Origin of the sequence: Paracoccus sp. SMMA_5_TC (assembly GCF_009696685.2) — a bacterium.
Taxonomy (GTDB): Bacteria; Pseudomonadota; Alphaproteobacteria; order Rhodobacterales; family Rhodobacteraceae; genus Paracoccus.
In genome coordinates, this window is the sequence record NZ_CP102355.1 from 1,800,305 (window position 1) to 1,820,741 (window position 20,437).

Sequence of the window (20,437 nt, forward strand, 5' to 3'; positions counted from 1 at the left end):
CAGATCGACGGATTCACGAAAGCTGGGCTCATTGGGGGCAGACAAGGCTTCTCTCCTTCGTGCAGGAACGTGAGGGCCGCAGCATGTGCCGATGGCATCGCCGTGACCTTGGGCCAGCTTCGTCCAGACAGAGGCGTTTGTCGAGTTTTCCGCATCGCCGGCAGTTGCCGCGACCTGGCGGGCAGGATGGCAGCCCGTAGGGGAGTCGAACCCCTCTTTTCAGGTTGAAAACCTGACGTCCTAACCGATAGACGAACGGGCCAGCCTTGTTGTCGCTTTGCTGCGACAGGCAGGCGTTTACTTCAGGCACCGGCACGCCGCAAGAGGTGAAGTCGGAATTTTTTGCAGCCGACAGCGGATGATCGCATCTGACAATGGCGACGCCGATGTTCAATATATTGAGCATCAATGATTGATAATCTGTGCAATACCGACTAAGCAACCTGCGCGTTCATGCGAATTCAGGGGGGATCATGGCCTATCGCGACACGCAGCTTCTGATCGATGGCCGGTGGCAGGCAGCCGGTGATGGGCGCAGGATCGAGGTCATCGATCCTGCGACTGGCCAGGTGATCGGCCATGTGGCCCATGCTGGCCGATCCGACATGGACGCCGCCCTGATGGCCGCCGATCGGGCCTTTGCGGCCTGGCGCCACACGTCTCCGCTGCATAGATCCGACCTGTTGCGCAAGGCGGCTGCGCTGCTGCGCGAAAGGGCTGAGACCATTGCGGCGCTGATGGTTGCCGAACAGGGCAAGCCCCTGGCACAGGCCAGGCTCGAAACCCTGGCAGGGGCCGAAATCCTCGAATGGTTCGCAGAAGAGGCTCGCCGCACCTACGGCCAGGTCATCCCGCCTCGCCAGCCCGGCGTCACACAGTTGACCTTGCGCGAGCCGCTGGGGCCGGTCGCGGCGTTTACGCCCTGGAACTTTCCGATCAATCAGGCAGTGCGCAAGCTGTCGGCGGCCCTGGCGGCGGGATGCACGATCATCGTCAAGGCCCCAGAGGAAACGCCTGCCTCGCCTGCCGAGTTGATCCGCTGTCTGGTCGATGCAGGGATTCCGGCGGGGGTGGTGAATCTGCTGTATGGCGATCCGGCCGAAATCTCGTCCTATCTGATCCCGCATCCGGTGATCCGCAAGGTTTCCTTTACCGGCTCGACTGCCGTGGGAAAGGAACTGGCAGCGTTGGCTGGCCGACACATGAAGCCCGCCACAATGGAACTGGGTGGCCATGCGCCGGTCCTGATCTTTGATGATGCCGATGTCGATGCCGCGGTTGCGGCCATGGTTCCGGCCAAGCTGCGCAACGCGGGTCAGGTCTGCATATCACCGACCAGATTTCTGGTGCAGGATGGCGTGGCCGATCGCTTCACCATGAAATTCACCCAAGCCATGGCTGCGGCGCGTGTGGGGCCCGGCATGTCGCCTGACAGCGACATGGGGCCACTGGCGAACGTGCGCCGCATCCCTGCCATCGAGCGGCTCATCCGCGATGCGCTGGATCGCGGGGCGCGACTTGCAACCGGTGGTGCGCGCATCGGCAACGAAGGCTGGTTCTTTGCGCCCACCGTGCTGACGGATGTCCCTGGCGATGCCGCAGTGATGAACGAAGAGCCGTTCGGGCCGATTGCCGTGGTCAATCGCTTCGGTCACGATGATGAGGCGTTTGCCGAGGCCAACAGATTGCCCTATGGGCTTGCGGCCTATGCCTGGACGCGCAGTTCGGCAAGGGTGCAGCGGTTGCAGGACGAAATCCAGGCCGGAATGCTGACGATCAACCACATTGGCCTGTCCTTGCCGGAACTGCCCTTTGGCGGCCTTCGCGATTCGGGAATGGGCACGGAAGGCGGTTCCGAAGCGATCGGCGCCTATCTTCAGACCCGTTTCGTGACCCGCAAGGGCTAAAGATAGGGCGGGGTGCAGGCCGAGACGACGATGGCCTCGCGGTCGGAAAGATTGCGAAAACGATGCGGCTGGTTCGAGGCGAACAGATAGCTGTCGCCTGCCTTGAGCAGGCGGCAGTGTTCGCCCACGGTCAGCTCGATCTCTCCGGCAATCACGATCCCGCCCTCGCTTCCGTGATGGGCCAGCATGGTTTCGCCGGTATCTGCGCCGGGTTCATAACGCTCGTGCAGGATCTGAAGATTGTGCAACCGCGCGTCACCCACCTGCCGCAGGGTGATGCGGCCCATCGTGTCCTGCGCCGTCGAATACAGGCGGGATGTCAGATCGCGCAGTTCGGTCGGGGTGAAAAAGGGCTGCGGGCTTTGCGATGCGTCGGGCTCGAAGAACTCGGCCATGGTTATCCCCATGCCGCCAAGGATCTTGCGCAGCGATGCTACCGATGGGCTGGATCGCCCGGTTTCGATCATTGAAATCTGCCCATGCGGCACGCCCGAGGCTTCGGCAAGCTGCCGTTGCGACATGCCGGCCGCAGTGCGCAGCTCCTTCAATCTGGCCCCGACGTCGAAATCGCTCATCTGCAATTCTTCCTTTCCGGGGCAGCTTATCAGGGCAGGGTCTTGCGCACCAGCTTGGACCGCCTGCGGAAATCCGAAAATCTGTTGCTCAAAATATTGAGCATGATATACCCGCTCTGCGCAAGCGTGGAGGAGAGTGCATGGAATCGGAACATTTGATCGCCCGTCGTCAGGCAGCTGTCGCGCGCGGGGTAGCCACCCGCGACATCTATGCCGTTCGGGCCGAGAACGCGCAGCTATGGACTGCGGACGGTCGTCGGATGCTTGATTTTGCCGCGGGCATAGCCGTCAACAATACCGGCCATCGCCACCCTCGCGTCATGGATGCGGTGCATCAGCAGATGCAGGCATTCAGCCATACCTGCTTTCACGTGGCGCCGTATGAATCCTACATCGCCCTGGCAGAGGCGCTGAACGAGCTGACCCCGGGCGATTTCCCCAAAAAGACCATGTTTGCCACCACTGGCGCGGAAGCAGTGGAAAATGCGGTCAAGATGGCGCGGGCGTATACGGGACGTTCGGGCGTGATCGCCTTCAGCGGGGCCTTTCACGGACGCACGCTCATGGGCATGGCTCTGACCGGCAAGACTGCACCCTACAAGGCCGGTTTCGGAGCCATGCCGGCCGAGGTTCACCACGGGCTGTTCCCAAATCCGATGACCGGGATCACCACAGATCAGGCCATCGCGCATCTGCAGACGATGCTGGCTTCGTCCATCGATCCGCAGCGTGTCGCCGCGATCATCGTCGAGCCGGTGCAGGGTGAGGGAGGGTTCAACATCGCGCCGCCCGAGTTCCTGTCTGCCTTGCGCGATATCTGCGACAGTCATGGTATCGTGCTGATCGGCGACGAAATCCAGGCCGGCATGGCCCGCACCGGGCGGATGTTCGGCTTCGATCACGCCGGCGTGGCGCCCGATCTGGTCACCATGGCCAAGGGCCTTGCCGGTGGTTTTCCGCTGTCTGCGGTGACCGGTCGCGCCGAGATCGTCGATGCGCCTGCGCCGGGTGGGCTGGGCGGCACCTACGCCGGAAATCCGCTGGCCATTGCCGCCGCACGCGCGGTCCTGGAGATCATCGTCGACGAGGATCTTTGCGCCCGTGCCGAGGAAATCGGCCTGGCTATCCGGTCGCGGTTGCAAAAGCTGGCCGAACGCTTTCCCGCTATTGGCGACGTGCGCGGGTTGGGGGCGATGAATGCCTTTGAACTTGTCAGGATCGCAGATCGCAGCCAGCCTGATCCCCAGCTGACCGCTGCCATCGTTGCCCAGGCGCAGGCACGGGGGCTGATCCTGCTGTCCTGTGGCACGCGCTACAACGTCATCCGGCTTCTGCCGCCGCTGACCATACCCGACGATCATCTGGCCGAGGCGTTGGACATTCTTGAATCCGCCGTTTCGGCAGCGATGATCCCGGCATGAGAGGGGCGGCTATAGCCGCCCCCCACCTTGCCTTTCGGTGCGACAGGCGGCGCGAAAGCTGCTGGGCGTCTGGCCGAACAGGGCGCGGAAAAGCCGCGAGAATTGTGCCTGGTCGCTGAAGCCGAAGCGATAGGCGATATCTGCAAGCGACAGGTCGTGGCGCATTGCCAAGAGGTCACGGGCAGCCTGCAAGCGCGCATGACGAATGAACTGCGCGGCGGTCATGTCGCTGTCCTCGAACAGGTTGTGCAGATACCGCCTTGATATGCCGCAGCGGGCGGCAACCGTTGCCGGGGACAGTGCGGGATCTGCCAGGTCGCGCAAGATAACGGCCTGCGCGCGACGCAGGTGAGCGGCGCGGATGACGCTGGCAGCGCCCTTGTCGGTCTCGGCCTGACGATCCAGTGCCAGCGCCAGCAGTTCCACCAGATGGCGCCCCAGAACCTCGCCGGCGCCAAAATCCTCGTCCATGCCATGGGCCCGTCGCACGGTTTCTACAAACAGCCCACCCAGCCCCTCGCATCCGTCAAATACCGTGGCGCACAGCCGGTCAGGCTGCCGGACCCGCGCGGCCAGATCCTTGTGCGCGATCTTCATGACCAGCAGGTCGTTGGACGAATGATAGGCGAAGCGGTAGGGCTCATCCCCCCGCTCGACGATGAAACCGCCCGGCGCGCAGGTCACGTCGCGACCCAGCTGGCGAAACAGCACCGGGGCAAGGCTGGGAATGGTGATCAGGTAAGCCTCGGCCTCGCCTTGTCGGATCAGGCCGGGCACACGTTCATAGCGCGCGGGCTCGGTCCGCAGCCGTGACAGGGACACGGCACCGGCTGTGCGGCGCTGTAACCAGCCCTGAAACCGGTCCGGATCGCGATAGCTCAGGTGCAGCGGAAAATATGTATCGGCGATGATCGTGGACCATTGCGCAGCCCGTTCGGGCGGCGCAGTCGCGGCCGTGCTGTAGGTTTCGATGGTCATGATGCGTCCTCCCTCGCATCGACCCTGCAAGAGGTAGCGCGGCGGGGGCAGGTGGGCAAAAGAAAATTTCCACCTGCCGGCACCTGTCTGCCGCGATGCGCGCAATGACAAATTTATGTGCGCGCGGCGCCAAGACCGCGGCGCATCCGCGGCGCAACATGACCCATCGGAAATTGCCGCGACAGACGGCGCGCCGCAGGGAGCAAGCTAGCGAACCGCCGCAGTCGGCGGCCCTGCCGTGTGCGGCATCGCGGCCCTGACAGGACATAGCCATGATGCGACCAAAGCCCGACCCGATCACCTTGTCCGTGGTAAGGGGTGTTCTGGAAACCACCCAGCGCGAAATGACGCTGACGCTGGAACAGACCGCGCGCAGTTCGGTGTTCAATCTCGCGCATGATTATTCGACTGCGCTGTTCAACCACACGCCCGAGATGATCCTGCAAGGCCAGGACATCCCGATCCACCTCGGCAGCCTGATCCCGGCCATGAAATCGGTGGCGCGGTTCTTTGACGGGGACATTCATGAAGGCGATCTGATTCTGCACAACGACCCCGCCTATGGCGGCAGCCACATCATCGACACCTGCATGTATTACCCTGTGTTCTATCAGGGCGAGCTGGTGTTCTGGACGGTCTGCAAGGGCCATCTGACCGATATCGGCGGCCCCGTGCCGGCCGGCTACAACCCCAATGCGACCGAAATCTTTGCCGAAGGGCTGCGCATCCCGCCGGTCAAGCTATGGGATCGCGGCAGGCCGCGCCAGGATGTGATGAACCTCATCCTGACGAACATGCGCGCAAGGCGGGATCAAGAGGGTGATTTCAATGCATTGATCGGGGCTTGCCAGGTGGGGGCGCGCAATCTGGTCCGCTTGATGGACCGATATGGCAAGCAGGTGGTTCAGGATTGCATCTCCGAATTGCTGGACATGGCTGAAATGCACATGCGCAAGCTGATCTCGCAGGTGCCTGATGGCACCTACAGCGGCACGGCAGTGCTGGAGGATGCCGGCCATGGTTTTGGCGACATGAACATCACCGCTACGGTCACGATTACCGGCGACAGCTGCCATATCGCGGTCAGCTCTCCGCCGCAGGTGCCCTATTTCATCAACAGCTACGAAGGCAACAGTCACTCTGGGGTATATCTGGGGTTGATGATGTTCGCGCAGTTGCCGCCCCCCTATAACGAAGGGCTTTACCGCTGCGTGACCACCGACATGGGCCCCAAGGGCAGCCTGTGCAACGCGGTCTCTCCGGCGCCCCACATGAACTGCACCACCACGCCCATGGAAACGCTGACCGATGCGGTGCGGCTGGCTTTCGAGCAGGCGGCACCTGACAAGGTTTCGGCAAGCTGGGGCCACGCCAACGGCTGCAATATCGCCGGCTGGGACAATCGCCATGACGAGGAATATGTGACAATGGTGCTGGCCTCGATCATTTCGGGGGCTGGGGCAACCGCCAGTCAGGACGGCTGGCACGCGTGCGGACCCGAATGCTGTTTCGGCGCGCTGACATCGGGCGATATCGAAATGCTGGAACACAGCTATCCGATCATCATTCACCGCTATTCGTTGATGCAGGACTCGGGTGGTGCCGGGAAATTCCGGGGCGGTTCCGGAACCTGCTGGGAGGTCGAACCGCTGGACAGCCCGATGACGCTGATCACCTTTGGCGAGGGACGGCGCATCCCCGCCATGGGGGCGGCAGGTGCGCAGTCCCGTCTGATCCCTCCCAAGGTCGGCAGGCTCGAGATCACGCGAAACGGCCAGACCCGCGTCATCACCGAAAATGTCATCGAAACCATCCACCCAGGGGAACGCGCCGCCAATCGCAACCCCGGAGGCGGCGGTTACGGCAATCCGTTCGAGCGTCCGGTCGAGAAAGTCGTCGAGGATGTGCGCAACGGTCTTGTCAGCCTGGAAGGCGCAAGGCTCGACTATGGTGTCGTCATCGTCGACGCCGAAACGCTGACCATCGATCGCGCGGCGACCTCGGCCTTGCGGGCGATCTGACCTCACCTTTCCCAAACGCGCTGGCAAGGCCGGGTTCGCGTGTGCGCGCAACGGCATCTGCAGGCCCGAAAGCAAGGATATGATCCACCATGAAACAGAAATATCGACTTGGCATCGACGCGGGCGGCACCTTCACCGATTTCATCCTGGCCGACCGTGACGGTGGGCTGCGTATCTTCAAGGCGCTATCCACCCCGCAGGATCCGACGCTGGCCATTGGCAACGGCCTTGCGCTGATTCACGAAGATACCGGCGTCAGCCCGCAGGAACTGGTTTCCAATGCCGACCTGTGCATCAACGGAACAACCGTCGGGCTGAATGCGCTGATTACCCACAGCGGCGCCAGGACCGGCCTGATCGCCACCCGCGGGCACGAGGACAGTATCGAAATCCGCCTTGGCCACAAGGAGGACGGCTATCGCTACGATCCCGAATATCCGCCGGCCAGGATGCTGGTGCCGCGCCATCTGCGCTGCGGCGTTCGCGAACGCATCCTGTCCACCGGCGCGGTGCATACAGCCCTGCATGAGGAAGATGTTCGCGAAGCCTGTCGCCATTTCCTGAAAAACGACGTCCAGTCGGTAGCGATCAGCCTTGTCTGGTCCGTGCTCAATCCCGAACACGAATTGCGCGCGGCAGAGATCGTGCGCGAGATGATGCCAGAAGCGTTCCTGACGGTCGGCAGCCAGCTTTATCCGCAGGTGCGTGAATACACCCGCACCTCGACCGCGGTTGTCAACGCCTATCTGTCGCCGATCCTTTCGCGATACGTGCAGGCTGTGGACGAGTATTTTCAATCGCTGGGCGCTCGCCAGCCGGTGCGGTATTTCCAGTCGAACGGTGGCCTGGCGCCGGGTGCGGTGGTCGCGGATCGGGCGGTTTACGCGATCAATTCGGGGCCGGCCTCGGCGCCGCGCGCGGCGCTTTATCTGGGTGAACCCTATGGTTTGCGCGACATCATCACCGTCGACATGGGCGGCACAAGCTTCGATATCACGCTGACCCGCGACGGGCAGGCCAACGTCTCGAAGAACATCGACTTCCTGCGCTATCGGATCGGAGTTCCGATGATCCAGGTCGAGACGCTGGGCGCAGGCGGCGGGTCGATCGGCTGGATCGATTCCATGGGGCTGATGCAGATGGGACCGCAATCGGCAGGCTCGCAGCCCGGTCCGGCCTGTTATGGCAAGGGTGGCGAGCGGCCGACGACAACCGATGCCAATCTGGTGCTGGGCTATCTGGACCCGAAAGGGCTGGTTGGCGGCCGGCTGCCGCTGGATATCGGCAAGGCGCGCGAGGCCATAAGGCGGCATCTGGCGGAGCCGCTGGGGATCAGTGTCGAGAAAGCCGCATATGGCATGTTCACCATCGTGAACAACAACATGGTAAACGCCATTCGTCGCGTGTCCGTGGAACGCGGCTATGACCCGCGTGATTTCGTGCTGAATTGTGCCGGTGGCGCGACGGGGGCACATATAACGGCCTTGGCCCGGGAAATGGGCATCACCAGGATCCTGGTTTCCAAACTGGCATCGGGTCTTTGTGCTTTTGGCCAGATCATTTCCGATGTCAAATACAACTATATGGCCCCTATCGCTGCACGTCTTGACGGAGCCGATGCCGCCCGGCGCCTGGACAAGACATTCGCGGAAATAGAGGCTCGGGGCCGCGCTGATCTGACCGCCGACGGTTTTGCGCCGGAACGCATAGGTGTCCGCCGCAGTCTGGACATGCGATATGTCGGACAGGTGCATGAATGCACGGTGAATGTCGATGCCTTCGATATCGACGAGGCCGCGCTGGAACACCTTAAGGTCGCATTTCATGCCCGGCATCACGAACTTTACACCTATGCCGAACCGAACAGCCCGGTCGAGGTGGTGAATGTCGAAAGCGCCCTCTGGGGGGTTCTGGATCAGCCGACGCGCATGCGTATCCCGGCAGGGGCGGGGGCCTCGGCGGCGCAGATCGGCACAAGGGCGATGATTTTTGACGCGTCTGCGATGGCGCGTGAAACGCCGGTTTATGACGGCGCGCGGTTGGGTGCAGGCGATGTGATCGTCGGCCCGGCAGTCATCCAGGAAGTCACGACGACCATCGTCATCGAGCCCGGATGGACCGCAGCGCTGGATGTGAATGGCGTCTATGTCATGACGCAAACCACTGCCGCCGAGCAGCACGCCGCGCCGGCTCGGGATCTGGCGGCCGTCTGATCCCCGGGTGGGCGGCCGCTCGAACCCGCCGCCCGCCCCATTTGTCTCGACAAAACATGACAGGGAGTTTCAGCCATGGCTGGAGTATTGGAAAACAGGCAGGAACTGGAATTTTCGGACAGGCCCGTGCCGCCCGATCAGCGCATGGGCAAGCTGTCGCTGAGCATGGCCTGGTGGTCGGTCTGTTCGGCGATGTTCTATCTGGTCATCGCCGCCTCGCTGGCACTGGCTTACGGGGCGCGCAATGCAATCATCGGATTGGTGCTGTCGGTCGTCACCTATGCCGCGGTCAATGCGGTGCTGGTGCGCCATGCGATCCGCACCGGGCTGAGCGTGGCGCTGTTTTCGCGGGTGTTGCTGGGTCGTAGCGGTGCTTCCGTGGCGACACTGATCTTTTTCGCCACCGCGATATATTACGCCGTGTTCGAGGGCTCGGTGATTGCCGTGGCGCTGCGCGAATATGCAGGTCTGTCCTATCCGGTGGCGGCCCTGGTGGTGGTCGTCTATTCGGTCGCGCTGATCTTCGGATCGATCCAGAACTGGCTGGACAGGTTCAATGGCGTGCTCTTGCCGTTCTATCTGCTTGGGCTGGGGGCCGCTGTGGTGCTGGCGGTGGCCGAATACGGATATTCGGATGCCTGGCTGGATCTCGGCCCGTCCCAGGGGGCCAGCTCGGGCGGCTGGTGGGACTGCTTTGTTGCCTATATGGGTGTCTGGATCCTGATGATGTTCACCTTTGACTATGCCCGCTTCGGTCGCCCCGAAGATGCACGCTTTCATGCGCTGATCAGCTTTGGTGCGCCCTTTTATGCAGTGGCCTTCCTGCTCAATGGGCTTGTCGGGATATTCCTGGCGGCAAGCCTGCCGACCGAGGGCGCAGTATCCGAGGTTTCGGTTGTCTTTGCGCTGGTGCAGCTGATGGGTCTGGCCGGTCTGGCGTTTGTCTGGATTTCGCAGACCCGTATCAACACCGCCAATTACTACCTGGCCGCAGTCAACATGGAAAGCTTTGCTCGAACCGTGTTCCGGCTGCGGTTTCCCAAATGGGTCTGGGCCTGTGTCGTGGGCGCGATCACATATGTGCTTATGCTGGCCGACGTATTTTCCTATATCCTGCAGGCATTGGCGTATCAGGGCATCTTCGTCGTGGCCTGGGTGGGCATTGCATTGGTCCATATCGCCATGGAGCGCCCGAGCCGACAGGCAGAACCCGATCCCGACCGCGCGGTCAATCCTGCCGGACTGGTAGCCTGGTTGCTGGCTGCGGGAGCAGGGCTGGCGTTGCATCTGGCGGGCGGGGCGGTGGCGTCCTTTTCTGCTCCGGTCACCTTTCTGGTCGCTGCCAGCGCTTATGCGGCGCTGTCGACCAGGGCATCGACCCAGCGCGCGCTGCCCTGACCTGCGACAAGTGAACTGGCCCCCGTTTCGATCGGACAACAAGGCATGACCATGCAGGCTTCGGCATGACGGCAAAAGCGCGCCCTGGATCGTGATCGGGCAAGGATTTCTGCGATGGCGGCTTGTCGGTTCAGTGGTGGCCAGACCTGTCCGGCACTGGTCAGGAACTGAGCGTCGCCAAGCCCTGCGGGCGCACAGCTAACCGCATCTGGAAAAACCGCAATGCGGGCAGGTCATGCAGCCTTCGATCATCTGCATGCCATATTGACCGCAGGACGGGCAGGCGGGGCCGCGCGGGGCCTCGCCAGTCACCATTGCGGCCTTGGGGTCGGATTTCAGGGCCTTGCCCTCGGCTTCCAGAAACCCGATGGCGATCATGTGACGTTCGATGACGCCGCCGATCGCCGCCAGGATCGAGGGGACATAGCGCCCGTCCAGCCAGGCGCCCCCGCGCGGATCGAATACCGCCTTGAGTTCCTCGACGACAAAGGACACGTCGCCGCCGCGACGAAAAACGGCTGAAATCATCCGGGTCAGCGCCACGGTCCAGGCGAAATGTTCCATGTTCTTCGAGTTGATGAATACCTCGAACGGGCGGCGGTGGCCGCCCTGCACGATGTCGTTGATGGTGATATAGATGGCATGTTCGCTGCCGGGGAATTTCAGCTTGTAGGTCGCCCCCTCCAAAGCCGCGGGGCGTTCTAGCGGCTCGGTCAGATAGACCACATCAGCGCCCTGGTCGGTCTGGGGCGCGACATCGCCGGCCTCGGCCACCGACAGCACGCTGCCGGTCACGTCATTGGGGCGATATGTCGTGCATCCCTTGCACCCCGCCTGCCATGCGGCCAGATAGACGTCCTTGAAATCCTGAAAGGATATGTCCCTGGGGCAATTGATGGTCTTGGAAATGGAACTGTCCACCCATTCCTGCGCGGCGGCCTGCATCGCCACATGATCCGCCGGGGCCAGGGTTTGCGCATCGACGAAATGCGCCGGCAGGGGGGCATCGCCGTTAAGCTGGCGCCAGACCTGCACGGCATGATCGACGACCTCTTCCTCGGTCCGCGAGCCGTCCTTTTGCAGCACCTTGCGGGTGTAGGCGTGGGCAAAGATCGGCTCGATCCCGGAACTGACATTGCCGGCATATAGGCTGATGGTGCCGGTGGGCGCCACACTGGTCAGCAGCGCGTTGCGGATGCCGTGCCGGGCAATCGCATCGCGCACCTCGGGGTCCATGCGCTGCATGAAGCCCGAACTCAGGAAGGCGTCGGCCTGAAACAGCGGAAACGCGCCCTTTTCACGCGCCAGGTCGGCGCTGGCCAGATAGGCGGTGCGGGCGATTTCATGCATCCAGGCGCGGGTCTGATCGACGGCCGCCGGCGCCCCATAGCGCAGGCCCAGCATCACCAGCGCATCGGCCAGCCCGGTCACGCCCAGGCCGATGCGGCGTTTCGCCCGGGCCTCGGCCGCTTGCTGGGGCAGGGGAAAGCGCGAGACGTCCACGACATTGTCCATCATGCGCACCGCGACCCGCACCAGATCGGCCAGCGCCGCCCCGTCCAGGCGGGCCCGCGGCGAGAACGGGTCCTGCACCAGCCGCGCCAGGTTGATCGACCCCAGCAGGCAGGCGCCATAGGGCGGCAAAGGCTGTTCGCCGCAGGGGTTCGTTGCGGCGATGGTTTCGGCATAGGCTAGGTTGTTCATGCGGTTGATGCGGTCGATGAAGATCACACCGGGCTCGGCATAATCATAGGTTGCGCGCATGATCCGGTTCCACAGATCGCGCGCCGGCAGGGTGTGATAGACCCGGTCCTGGAACTGCAGATTCCAGGGGGCATCGTCCTGAACCGCCTGCATGAAGGCATCGCTGACCAGCACCGACAGGTTGAACATGCGCAGCCGCGCGCTGTCCTGCTTGGCCTGGATGAAGGCTTCGATGTCGGGGTGATCACAGCGCATGGTCGCCATCATCGCGCCGCGACGCGAACCTGCCGACATGATCGTGCGGCACATCGCATCCCACACATCCATGAAGCTGAGCGGCCCCGAGGCGTCGGCGGCCACGCCCTGCACCTTGGCGCCCTTGGGCCGGATGGTGCTGAAATCATAGCCGATGCCGCCGCCCTGCTGCATGGTCAGCGCCGCCTCTTTCAGCGCCTGAAAGATGCCCTCCATGCTGTCGGGAATCGTGCCCATGACAAAGCAGTTGAACAGCGTGACCTCGCGCCCGGTGCCGGCGCCGGCCAGGATGCGGCCGGCGGGCAGAAAGCGGAAATCCTCGAGCGCGTGGTAGAACGCCTGTTCCCAGCGCGCGGGATCTGCCTCGACGCGCGCCAGATCGCGCGCGACGCGGCGCCAGCTGTCCTCGACCGACAGGTCGATGGGTTGGCCGTCGGCGTCCTTCAGCCGGTATTTCATGTCCCAGATCTGTTCGGCGATCGGGGCGGCAAAGCGGGTCATGCGAATCCTCCGGTCCGGTGAACCGAGGATAGCAGAAATCCGCCCGTCGGGGCGCATCGCGCCTTAGCGCGCGGTCAGTTCGTCGATGACGTTCTGCCACAGCGCGGCGGGCTGGGCGCCAGTGACGACATGGGTATCGGCGACGATGAAGGTCGGCACCGACTGGATGCCGCGTTCGCGGGCGTGCATTTCCTGGGCGCGCACCACATCGGCGTCGGCATCTGTGGCCAGCAGCCGCCGGACCATCGCGCCGTCCATCCCGGCCGCTTCGGCGATGCGCACCAGCACATCGGGGTTCGAGATGTTCTGGCCTTCGCGCCAATGCGCCCGCATCAGCCCGGCCATGACCGGGGTCTGCGCGCCTTCGAGCCCGGCCCAATGCAGCAGGCGATGCGCGTTCAGCGTGTTCGGCACCCGTTCGATCAGCGAAGGGTTCAGCCACAGGCCCAGCCTTTCGCTGGCCTCGATCACCGGGCGCATTGCCGCCAGAATGCCGGCCTCGTCGCGGAACTTCATCTTCATGTAGGCAACATGATCCATACCCGCTGCCGGCATCTGCGGATCAAGCCGGAACGGCCGCCAGGTGATGACGAAGGGGTGGCCTGGACGGCTTTCCAGCGCGCGATCGAGCTCCGCCTTGCCGATCACGCACCAGGGGCAGACCGGATCGGCAAAGATGTCCAGTCGCACCTGACCGGGAAGCGGGTCGTTCATGGGATATCCTTGCGGTAAAGCGCGCGCAGGGCGCGACGGTTGATCTTGCCCGTGGCCGTGCGCGGCAGGGCGTCCAGATGGATATATGCCCGGGGCTGCTTGTAGCGCGCAAGCCGCTGCGCGGCCTGGCTGCGCAGGGCATCCTCGCTCGCGGCGCCGGTCCAGAACAGGGCGATGATGCTGGTGCCGGCGGCGACGGGCAGTTCGGTTGCGGCCAGATCGCCCGCCTGCGGCACATCGGCCAGAGCCTCTTCGACCTCGGGCGGGGCGACGCGAAAGCCGCCGGCATTCATCATGTCGTCGCGGCGTCCCAGGATGCGGATGGCGCCCGAGCCATCGTCTTGCGCAAGATCGCCGGTCAGGAACCAGTCGCCCGCGAAACGGGCCGCGGTTTCATCCGGCTGGTCGAGATAGCCCAGAAACAGCCCCGGATCGCTGCGATGCACCGCCAAGGTGCCGATGCCGTCGGTGGGCTTTCCAGACGGGTCGAGGATTTGCACCTTGCGACCGGGCTGGGCAAAACCCGCCGTGCCGGGCGGTGCCGGGCGCTCCGGGCTGCCCGAGACAAAGGTCGAACATTCGGTCATGCCCATGGCCTCGTGCAGATCTGTGCCGGTGCGGTCCTGCCAGGCGGTGCGCAAGCCCGGGTCCAGCCGTTCGCCGGCGGTCAGCCCGTGGCGAAGCTCGGGCCAGGGCCGCCACTGGGCGCGCAGCATCCGCCGGAACACCCCGGGGGCCGCGGCGAGGATCGAGGCGCCGTGCCGGGCCGCCAGCAGCGGCAACTGCTCGGGCCCGACCGAGGGTTCAGGGATCAGCGCGCTGGCGCCCATGGTCCAGGGATCCAGAAGGCCGGTGCCAAGCGTGAAGGTCCAGTTGAAGGCGCCCGCATGCATCACCCGGTCCTGCGCGGTCAGACCATACCAGCCTTGAAACATCATCTGCCGGGCCAGAATGGCGCGATGGGCGTGACAGACCGGCCGCGGCGTTCCGCCGCTGCCCGAGGTGAACACGATATAGGCCATGCGCTCGGGATCGCCCTGGACGAACTCGGCCGGCGGCAGGTCGCGCCAGGCGGTCAGTTCCTGCAGGCTTAGCACCTGGGCCGGGCTGTCGGTCGGCAGCGGCGCGGTTCCATCGGCCGCGATCGCGGCCGGCCCGATCAGCCTGGACAGGGCGGTGATTTCGGCCGCGGTCAGCATCGCCGAACTGGGCACGGGCACGACGCCTGCCGCGATGGCGGCCAGATACACGACCGGAAAGGCGGGCGTGTTGCCCATGCGAATCAGCAGGCGATCCCCTTGCACCAGACCGTGGCGTCGCAGGCCTGTTGCGGTGCCCAGCACTGCCTGCCGCAGACGACCATGAGACCAGCGGTCGGCGCGCGACAGGCCCACGACCGACAAGGCCAGCTTGTCGGGATGGCTCAGACCAGCCCGCAGCACGTGTTCCGCCAGATTCATCGCATTCGCCCCGAAATCAGTGCTAGCGCATGACATAACCGGCCGGCGACGCCGTGCAAGTGGCTGCCTGCCGAAACGCGAAACGGCCCGCATCATGCGAGCCGTCCGGAATCTGCTGATATCTGACAGCGATCAGAGCAGTTTCAGATCCGCAGCCGAACTGCGGCCATCGCGGCCCGATTGCAGTTCGTAGCTGATCTTCTGATTGTCGTTCAGCCCAGTCAGGCCCGCACGTTCCACGGCCGAGATGTGCACGAACACGTCCTTGCCGCCATCATCGGGCGCGATGAAGCCATAGCCTTTGGTGGCATTGAACCATTTCACGGTGCCGGTAGCCATTATACCGTCTCTCCTTCAAGTCATCCCGGCGCGAGATTGCCCCGGGCCGTGCAGCCATCTTTCCCGTCCAGTCCGGCTGCCCCGTGAAGGGAGGCGGTAGAAAGTCATGCTCACGCGCAAGAGAGGATGAATGATTTCCACAAAAACGCAAGCAGGAAAGTCTCACGCAAGTTACGTAACGTCAACTCGCGTGAGAGTTTTGATATTGTTGCTTAAAATCCGCGCAATCAAAGCAGGTCGGGGGGCGTCGCCTCGCTCGCCAGGGCCTGAATCGCCGACTCGAGCGGCTGGCTTTCGCTGCCCTGCCGATCCAGCCTGCGGATCGAAACGCTGCGGTCCTCGACCTCTTTCATGCCGATGGCCATGATGACCGGCACCTTGCCGACCGAATGCTCGCGCACCTTGTAGTTGATCTTTTCGTTGCGGGTATCGGCCTCGGCGCGCAGGCCGGCGGCGCGCAGGGCCGCCACGACCTCGTGAACGTAATCGTCCGCCCCCGACACGATCGAGGCCACCACCACCTGCCGTGGCGCCAGCCACAGCGGCATCTTGCCCGAATAGTTTTCGATCAGGATGCCGATGAAGCGTTCAAAGCTGCCCAGCACGGCACGGTGCAGCATGACCGGCATGTGCTTGCCCCCATCCTCGCCGACATATTCGGCGCCAAGGCGCTGGGGCAGGTTGAAATCGCATTGGAAGGTGCCGCATTGCCATTCGCGGCCGATGGCGTCGGTCAGCTTGAAATCCAGCTTGGGGCCATAGAAAGCGCCGTCGCCGGGGTTGATTTCGTAGGGCAGGCCCAAATGCTCGATCGCGCCTTTCAGCGCCGATTCGGCCTTGTCCCAGATTTCGTCGCTGCCCACGCGCACGTCCGGCCGCGTCGACAGCTTGATGTCGAATTTCTGGAAGCCGAGATCGTGATAGACCGACGATAGCAGTTCGATGAAGCCCGCGCATTCCTGCTGGATCTGATCCTCGGTGCAGAAAATATGCGCGTCGTCCTGGACAAAGCCGCGCACCCGCATCAGCCCGTGCATCGAGCCCGAGGATTCATAACGGTGACACGAGCCGAATTCGGCCAGGCGCAGCGGCAGGTCGCGATAGGATTTCAGGCCCTGGTTATAGACCTGGACATGGCAGGGGCAGTTCATCGGCTTGAGCGCATTGATGCGCTTTTCCTTGGCGCCTTCCTCGTCCACCTCGACCAGGAACATGTTCTCGCGATAGGCTTCCCAATGGCCGGATTTTTCCCACAGGATGCGGTCAACGACCTGGGGCGTGCGGATTTCCTTGTAACCGGCCCGGATCAGGCGACGGCGCATGTATGCTTCCAGCTCGCGATAGATCGTCCAGCCGTTCGGGTGCCAGAACACCATGCCCGGTGCTTCTTCCTGAAAGTGGAACAGCTCCATCTCGCGGCCAAGCTTGCGGTGGTCGCGCCTGGCGGCCTCTTCCAGCATGGTCAGATGCGCCTTCAGATCGTCACGATTGCGGAAGGCGACGCCGTAGATGCGTTGCAGCATCGGGCGCGAGGCATCGCCCAGCCAATAAGCGCCGGCGACATGCGTCAGCTTGAAGGCATCGGCCGGCACCTGTCCGGTGTTTTGCAGGTGCGGGCCGCGGCACAGATCCTGCCAGTCGCCGTGCCAATACATGCGAATCGGCTCGTCGCCCGGGATGCGATCGATCAGTTCGACCTTGAAGGGCTCGTTCGCGGCCTCGTAATGGGCGCGGGCCCGGGCGCGGTCCCAGACCTCGGTCCGGACCGGGTCGCGCGCGGCGATGATCTGTTTCATCCGTGCCTCGATGGCGCCCAGATCCTCGGGGGTGAACGGCTCGGCACGGTCGAAGTCGTAGAACCAGCCCTGATCGCGAACCGGGCCGATGGTCACCTTGACGTCCGGCCAGATCTCTTGCACGGCGCGGGCCATGATATGGGCCAGATCGTGACGGATCAGTTCCAGCGCCGGCTCGCTGTCCTTCATCGTGTTGATGGCGATGCGACCAGAATTCAGGATCGGCCATTGCAGGTCGATGTGTTTGCCGTCCAGCATGGCCGAAATGGCGTTTCTGGCAAGGCTGGGCGCGATCGAGGCCGCGACCTCGGCCGCAGTCACGCCGACGGGATAATCGCGCGAATTGCCATCGGGAAAGGTCAGCGAAATCTGGGACACGGCGGTCCTCCTCGTCGGTTTGGCGCCCACGGAACGCCCGGTTGCGGGTATAGGGGCTGCGTGTCGCGCGATTGCCGGGCCTTGTCAATGCGTCTAGGAACGAAAGGCGGGCGCCGCGCGCGTCCCGTGATCGCGCCATCCCGAACGGAGCCACACCATGCCCAAGTTTGTCGATACCCCGCAGGGTCGCCGCATTGCCTGTGAACCGCAGCCGGGGCAGGGGCCGGGGGTGGTGTTCCTGGGTGGGTTCAAATCCGACATGCAGGGCACCAAGGCGCTATGGCTGGCCGAACGGGCGCGCATGCAGGGCCGGGCCTTTCTGCGCCTTGATTACTCGGGTCATGGCCAGTCCTCGGGCCGGTTCGAGGATGGCTGCATCGGTGACTGGCTGGCCGATGCCCGCGCCGCGATCGAGGCGCTGACCCAGGGGCCGCAGGTGCTGGTGGGTTCCAGCATGGGGGGATGGATCAGCCTGCTGCTGGCACGGGCAATGCCCGAAAGGGTGGCCGGCCTGGTCACCATTGCCGCTGCCCCTGATTTCACCGAACGCGGCTTCTGGGCCGGTTTTTCGGACGAGCAACGTCAGGCGCTGATGCAACAAGGACGGATCGAACTGCCCAGCGAATATGACGATGCCCCCTATGTCATCACCCGCCGCCTGATCGAGGACGGCCGCGATCATCTGGTTTTGGACAGCCCCCTGCGCCTGCCGATGCCTGTGCGATTCCTGCAGGGCACGGCGGATGCGGATGTGCCGGTGGACTGGGCGCTGCGCCTGATCGATCACGCCGAAGGGCCCGATCTGCACCTGACCCTGGTCAAGGATGCAGACCACCGATTTTCCAGCCCCGACTGTCTGGAACTTATCGGCGCCGCCGTAGATCAGGTTCTGGCCCGGATGTGACCGGGCCAGAGGGGTTTCAGCCTAGATCGCGATCTTGCCGTCGTCCTCGGCCGGGTTGATGCGGCCCTGATCCACGGGTTTGGGATAGGTGCGGCGGCGACGACCAGTGGTGCCGGGGCGCAGTTGTTCGTCGATGAAGTCCAGCACCAGCGGCCGGATGTTCAGCCGCCAGCTGCGACCGGCAAAGATGCCGTAATGGCCCGCACCCGGTTCCAGATGCTGGGTCTTGCGATGTGCCGGCACGCCGGTGCACAGCCGCAGCGCCGCTACGCATTGGCCGGGCGCGGAAATATCGTCGTTCGCGCCCTCGACGGTCATGATGGCAACATCGGATATCTTGCCCAGATCTACCGGCTTGCCATTCACGCTGAAGCGGTTCTGGGCGATTTCCAGCCCCTTGAAGATGCGTTCGACGGTCGAAAGGTAGAATTCGGCCGTCATGTCCATGACCGCCAGGTATTCGTCGTAGAACACGTTGTGCTTGTCCCCCTCGGAGCCCTCGCCGCGCGCCTCGGCAAAGATCTTGTCGAGGAATGCCTTGGCATGGGTTTCGGCGTTCATGGCGATGAAGGAGGTCAGCTGCGCCAGCCCGGGGTAAACCATGCGGCCGGCGCCGCGATACTTGAAGCCGACCTGCTGGATCATCAGGTAATCCAGCTCGCCCATGGTGATGCGGTTGCCGAAATCGGTGACTTCGGTGGGCGCCGCATCGGGGTCGATCGGGCCGCCGATCAGGATCAGCGACTTGGGCTGCGACTTTGGATCCTCTTCGGCCAGGATGGCGGTCGCGGCCAGTGAAAGCGGTGCGGGCTGGCAGACGGCGATCACGTTCACATCCGGACCCAGGTGGCGGATGAAATCGACCAGATACTGGGTGTAATCCTCGATGTCGAACTTGCCGCAGCTGACGGGGATGTCGCGGGCGTTGTGCCAGTCGGTGACATAAACCTCGCAATCGGGCAAAAGCGAGGTGACGGTGGTGCGCAGCAGCGTGGCGTAATGGCCCGACATCGGCGCGACCAGCAACACCTTGCGTTCCATGGGTGCGCGTCGCGCCACGCGGAAATGCACCAGATCGCCGAAGGGGCGTTCGATCACCGGCTCGATATAGACAACATGATCCTGGCCATCCTCGGACACGATCGGGGGGATTTCCCAGTCGGGCTTGATGACCATGCGGGCAAAGCTGCGTTCGGTGACGCGGCCCCAGGCCGACATCAGCTTGAACATCGGATTGGGAATCAGCGCGAAGGCCGGATACGAGGCCAGCGCCCGCGCACTGGCGCCCATCCATTCATTGGTATTCCGGATCGTCTCCATCGCGTCGTAGGAGATGATGCCCTTCAAGCCCTTGTAAGTCGCCATGGTAACCTGTCTTGCTTTTCGGCTGGCCGGGGAAGGACACGGCTTTACCTGCGGTGGATACTGGACATAATGATTTTACGGTTAGGGAGGATTGTCAATTATGGCGGCCAAGGACGACAAACCGGAATCGGCGGGGGATGGGGAAGTATCGGCCGACAAGGCCGCCACGCCGCCCAAGACCAGACAAGGGACTGCCCGAAAGCGTGCATCTGAGCCAGAGACGGCGGCAACCGGCGCTGCTGACGCAGCCGAAGCAGGAAGCGGCAGGGAATCGGGCAAGACCGCAAGGGCTGCATCTTCGGCGGCGATTCCGGCGGGGGCCAAGAAAGCCTCGGGTAGGGCCGGGGCTACCCGCGCACGTGCTGCCGCGCGCAGCGATACCCGCACCACGACCCGGCGCAAGCCGGCCAAACCCAAGCCGGCGACGCGAATAGAAGATGTGGATGACGTCCTGCGTCCGGCCGGGGCGGTGGGGCCAGCGGAATCGGGTCATGCTGGCGCAGCCTCT

14 protein-coding genes and 1 tRNA gene are annotated in these 20,437 nt (G+C 63.6%); 6 read left to right on the forward strand and 9 right to left on the reverse strand.

All coding sequences use genetic code 11. The features are described 5' to 3' along the window. Positions 1–187 precede the first annotated feature (187 nt). A tRNA-Glu gene (locus tag GB880_RS09275) sits at positions 188–262 on the reverse strand. A gap of 211 nt (positions 263–473) precedes the next feature. Between GB880_RS09275 and GB880_RS09280 the strand changes: the two genes are divergently transcribed. After that, positions 474–1,907 carry an NAD-dependent succinate-semialdehyde dehydrogenase gene (locus GB880_RS09280; protein ID WP_154491166.1) on the forward strand — a complete coding sequence of 478 codons (1,434 nt, stop codon included), beginning with the start codon at positions 474–476 and terminating at the stop codon, positions 1,905–1,907. Here GB880_RS09280 and GB880_RS09285 read toward each other — a convergent pair. After that, the gene (locus GB880_RS09285) at positions 1,904–2,482 is read right to left on the reverse strand and encodes a cupin domain-containing protein (protein WP_154491169.1); all 579 of its coding nucleotides are present in this window, start codon (positions 2,480–2,482) and stop codon (positions 1,904–1,906) included. The genes GB880_RS09280 and GB880_RS09285 overlap by 4 nt on opposite strands. A 140-nt stretch (positions 2,483–2,622) precedes the next feature. On the opposite strand from GB880_RS09285, the gene gabT reads away from it, so the two are divergent. Continuing rightward, a complete protein-coding gene (gene gabT, locus GB880_RS09290; protein WP_154491172.1) occupies positions 2,623–3,903 on the forward strand; it encodes a 4-aminobutyrate--2-oxoglutarate transaminase in 1,281 nt (426 codons plus the stop codon). A 9-nt stretch (positions 3,904–3,912) separates the two neighbouring features. On the opposite strand, the gene GB880_RS09295 is transcribed toward gabT, so the two are convergent. Then, complete coding sequence (locus GB880_RS09295; RefSeq protein WP_154491175.1) at positions 3,913–4,881, reverse strand: helix-turn-helix domain-containing protein; 969 nt, start codon at positions 4,879–4,881, stop codon at positions 3,913–3,915. 272 nt (positions 4,882–5,153) lie between these two features. On the opposite strand from GB880_RS09295, the gene capB reads away from it, so the two are divergent. The 3 genes from capB (at position 5,154) to GB880_RS09310 (ending at position 10,513) form a co-directional block, all read left to right on the forward strand. Continuing rightward, entirely contained in the window at positions 5,154–6,902 is a 1,749-nt protein-coding gene (gene capB, locus GB880_RS09300) for a caprolactamase subunit beta (protein ID WP_154491178.1), read from the forward strand. Positions 6,903–6,991: 89 nt separating this feature from the next. After that, positions 6,992–9,115: a caprolactamase subunit alpha gene (gene capA, locus GB880_RS09305; RefSeq protein WP_154491181.1), complete on the forward strand. Its 2,124-nt coding sequence runs from the start codon at positions 6,992–6,994 to the stop codon at positions 9,113–9,115. 75 nt (positions 9,116–9,190) lie between these two features. Then, the gene (locus GB880_RS09310; protein ID WP_154491184.1) at positions 9,191–10,513 is read left to right on the forward strand and encodes a purine-cytosine permease family protein; all 1,323 of its coding nucleotides are present in this window, start codon (positions 9,191–9,193) and stop codon (positions 10,511–10,513) included. Between the two features lie 198 nt (positions 10,514–10,711). On the opposite strand, the gene GB880_RS09315 is transcribed toward GB880_RS09310, so the two are convergent. From GB880_RS09315 to thrS, 5 genes are all read right to left on the reverse strand, one after another. Beyond that, the gene (locus GB880_RS09315) at positions 10,712–12,973 is read right to left on the reverse strand and encodes an adenosylcobalamin-dependent ribonucleoside-diphosphate reductase (protein WP_154491187.1); all 2,262 of its coding nucleotides are present in this window, start codon (positions 12,971–12,973) and stop codon (positions 10,712–10,714) included. 63 nt (positions 12,974–13,036) lie between these two features. After that, positions 13,037–13,687, reverse strand: coding sequence for a DsbA family oxidoreductase (locus GB880_RS09320; protein WP_154491190.1), 651 nt, complete (start codon positions 13,685–13,687; stop codon positions 13,037–13,039). Then, on the reverse strand, positions 13,684–15,147 hold the full coding sequence (locus GB880_RS09325; RefSeq protein WP_154491193.1) for a class I adenylate-forming enzyme family protein: 1,464 nt from the start codon (positions 15,145–15,147) through the stop codon (positions 13,684–13,686). The genes GB880_RS09320 and GB880_RS09325 overlap by 4 nt, the downstream gene beginning before the upstream one ends. A gap of 132 nt (positions 15,148–15,279) precedes the next feature. Further along, positions 15,280–15,486, reverse strand: a complete 207-nt coding sequence (locus tag GB880_RS09330) for a cold-shock protein (protein ID WP_154491196.1) — start codon at positions 15,484–15,486, stop codon at positions 15,280–15,282. Between the two features lie 227 nt (positions 15,487–15,713). Next, complete coding sequence (gene thrS, locus GB880_RS09335; protein WP_263467085.1) at positions 15,714–17,660, reverse strand: threonine--tRNA ligase; 1,947 nt, start codon at positions 17,658–17,660, stop codon at positions 15,714–15,716. A gap of 157 nt (positions 17,661–17,817) precedes the next feature. On the opposite strand from thrS, the gene GB880_RS09340 reads away from it, so the two are divergent. Beyond that, on the forward strand, positions 17,818–18,564 hold the full coding sequence (locus tag GB880_RS09340; protein WP_154491199.1) for an alpha/beta hydrolase: 747 nt from the start codon (positions 17,818–17,820) through the stop codon (positions 18,562–18,564). Positions 18,565–18,585: 21 nt separating this feature from the next. Here the strand turns inward: GB880_RS09340 and phaZ are convergent, their stop codons facing one another. Further along, positions 18,586–19,929 carry a polyhydroxyalkanoate depolymerase gene (phaZ, locus tag GB880_RS09345; protein WP_229774290.1) on the reverse strand — a complete coding sequence of 448 codons (1,344 nt, stop codon included), beginning with the start codon at positions 19,927–19,929 and terminating at the stop codon, positions 18,586–18,588. Positions 19,930–20,437 lie beyond the last annotated feature (508 nt).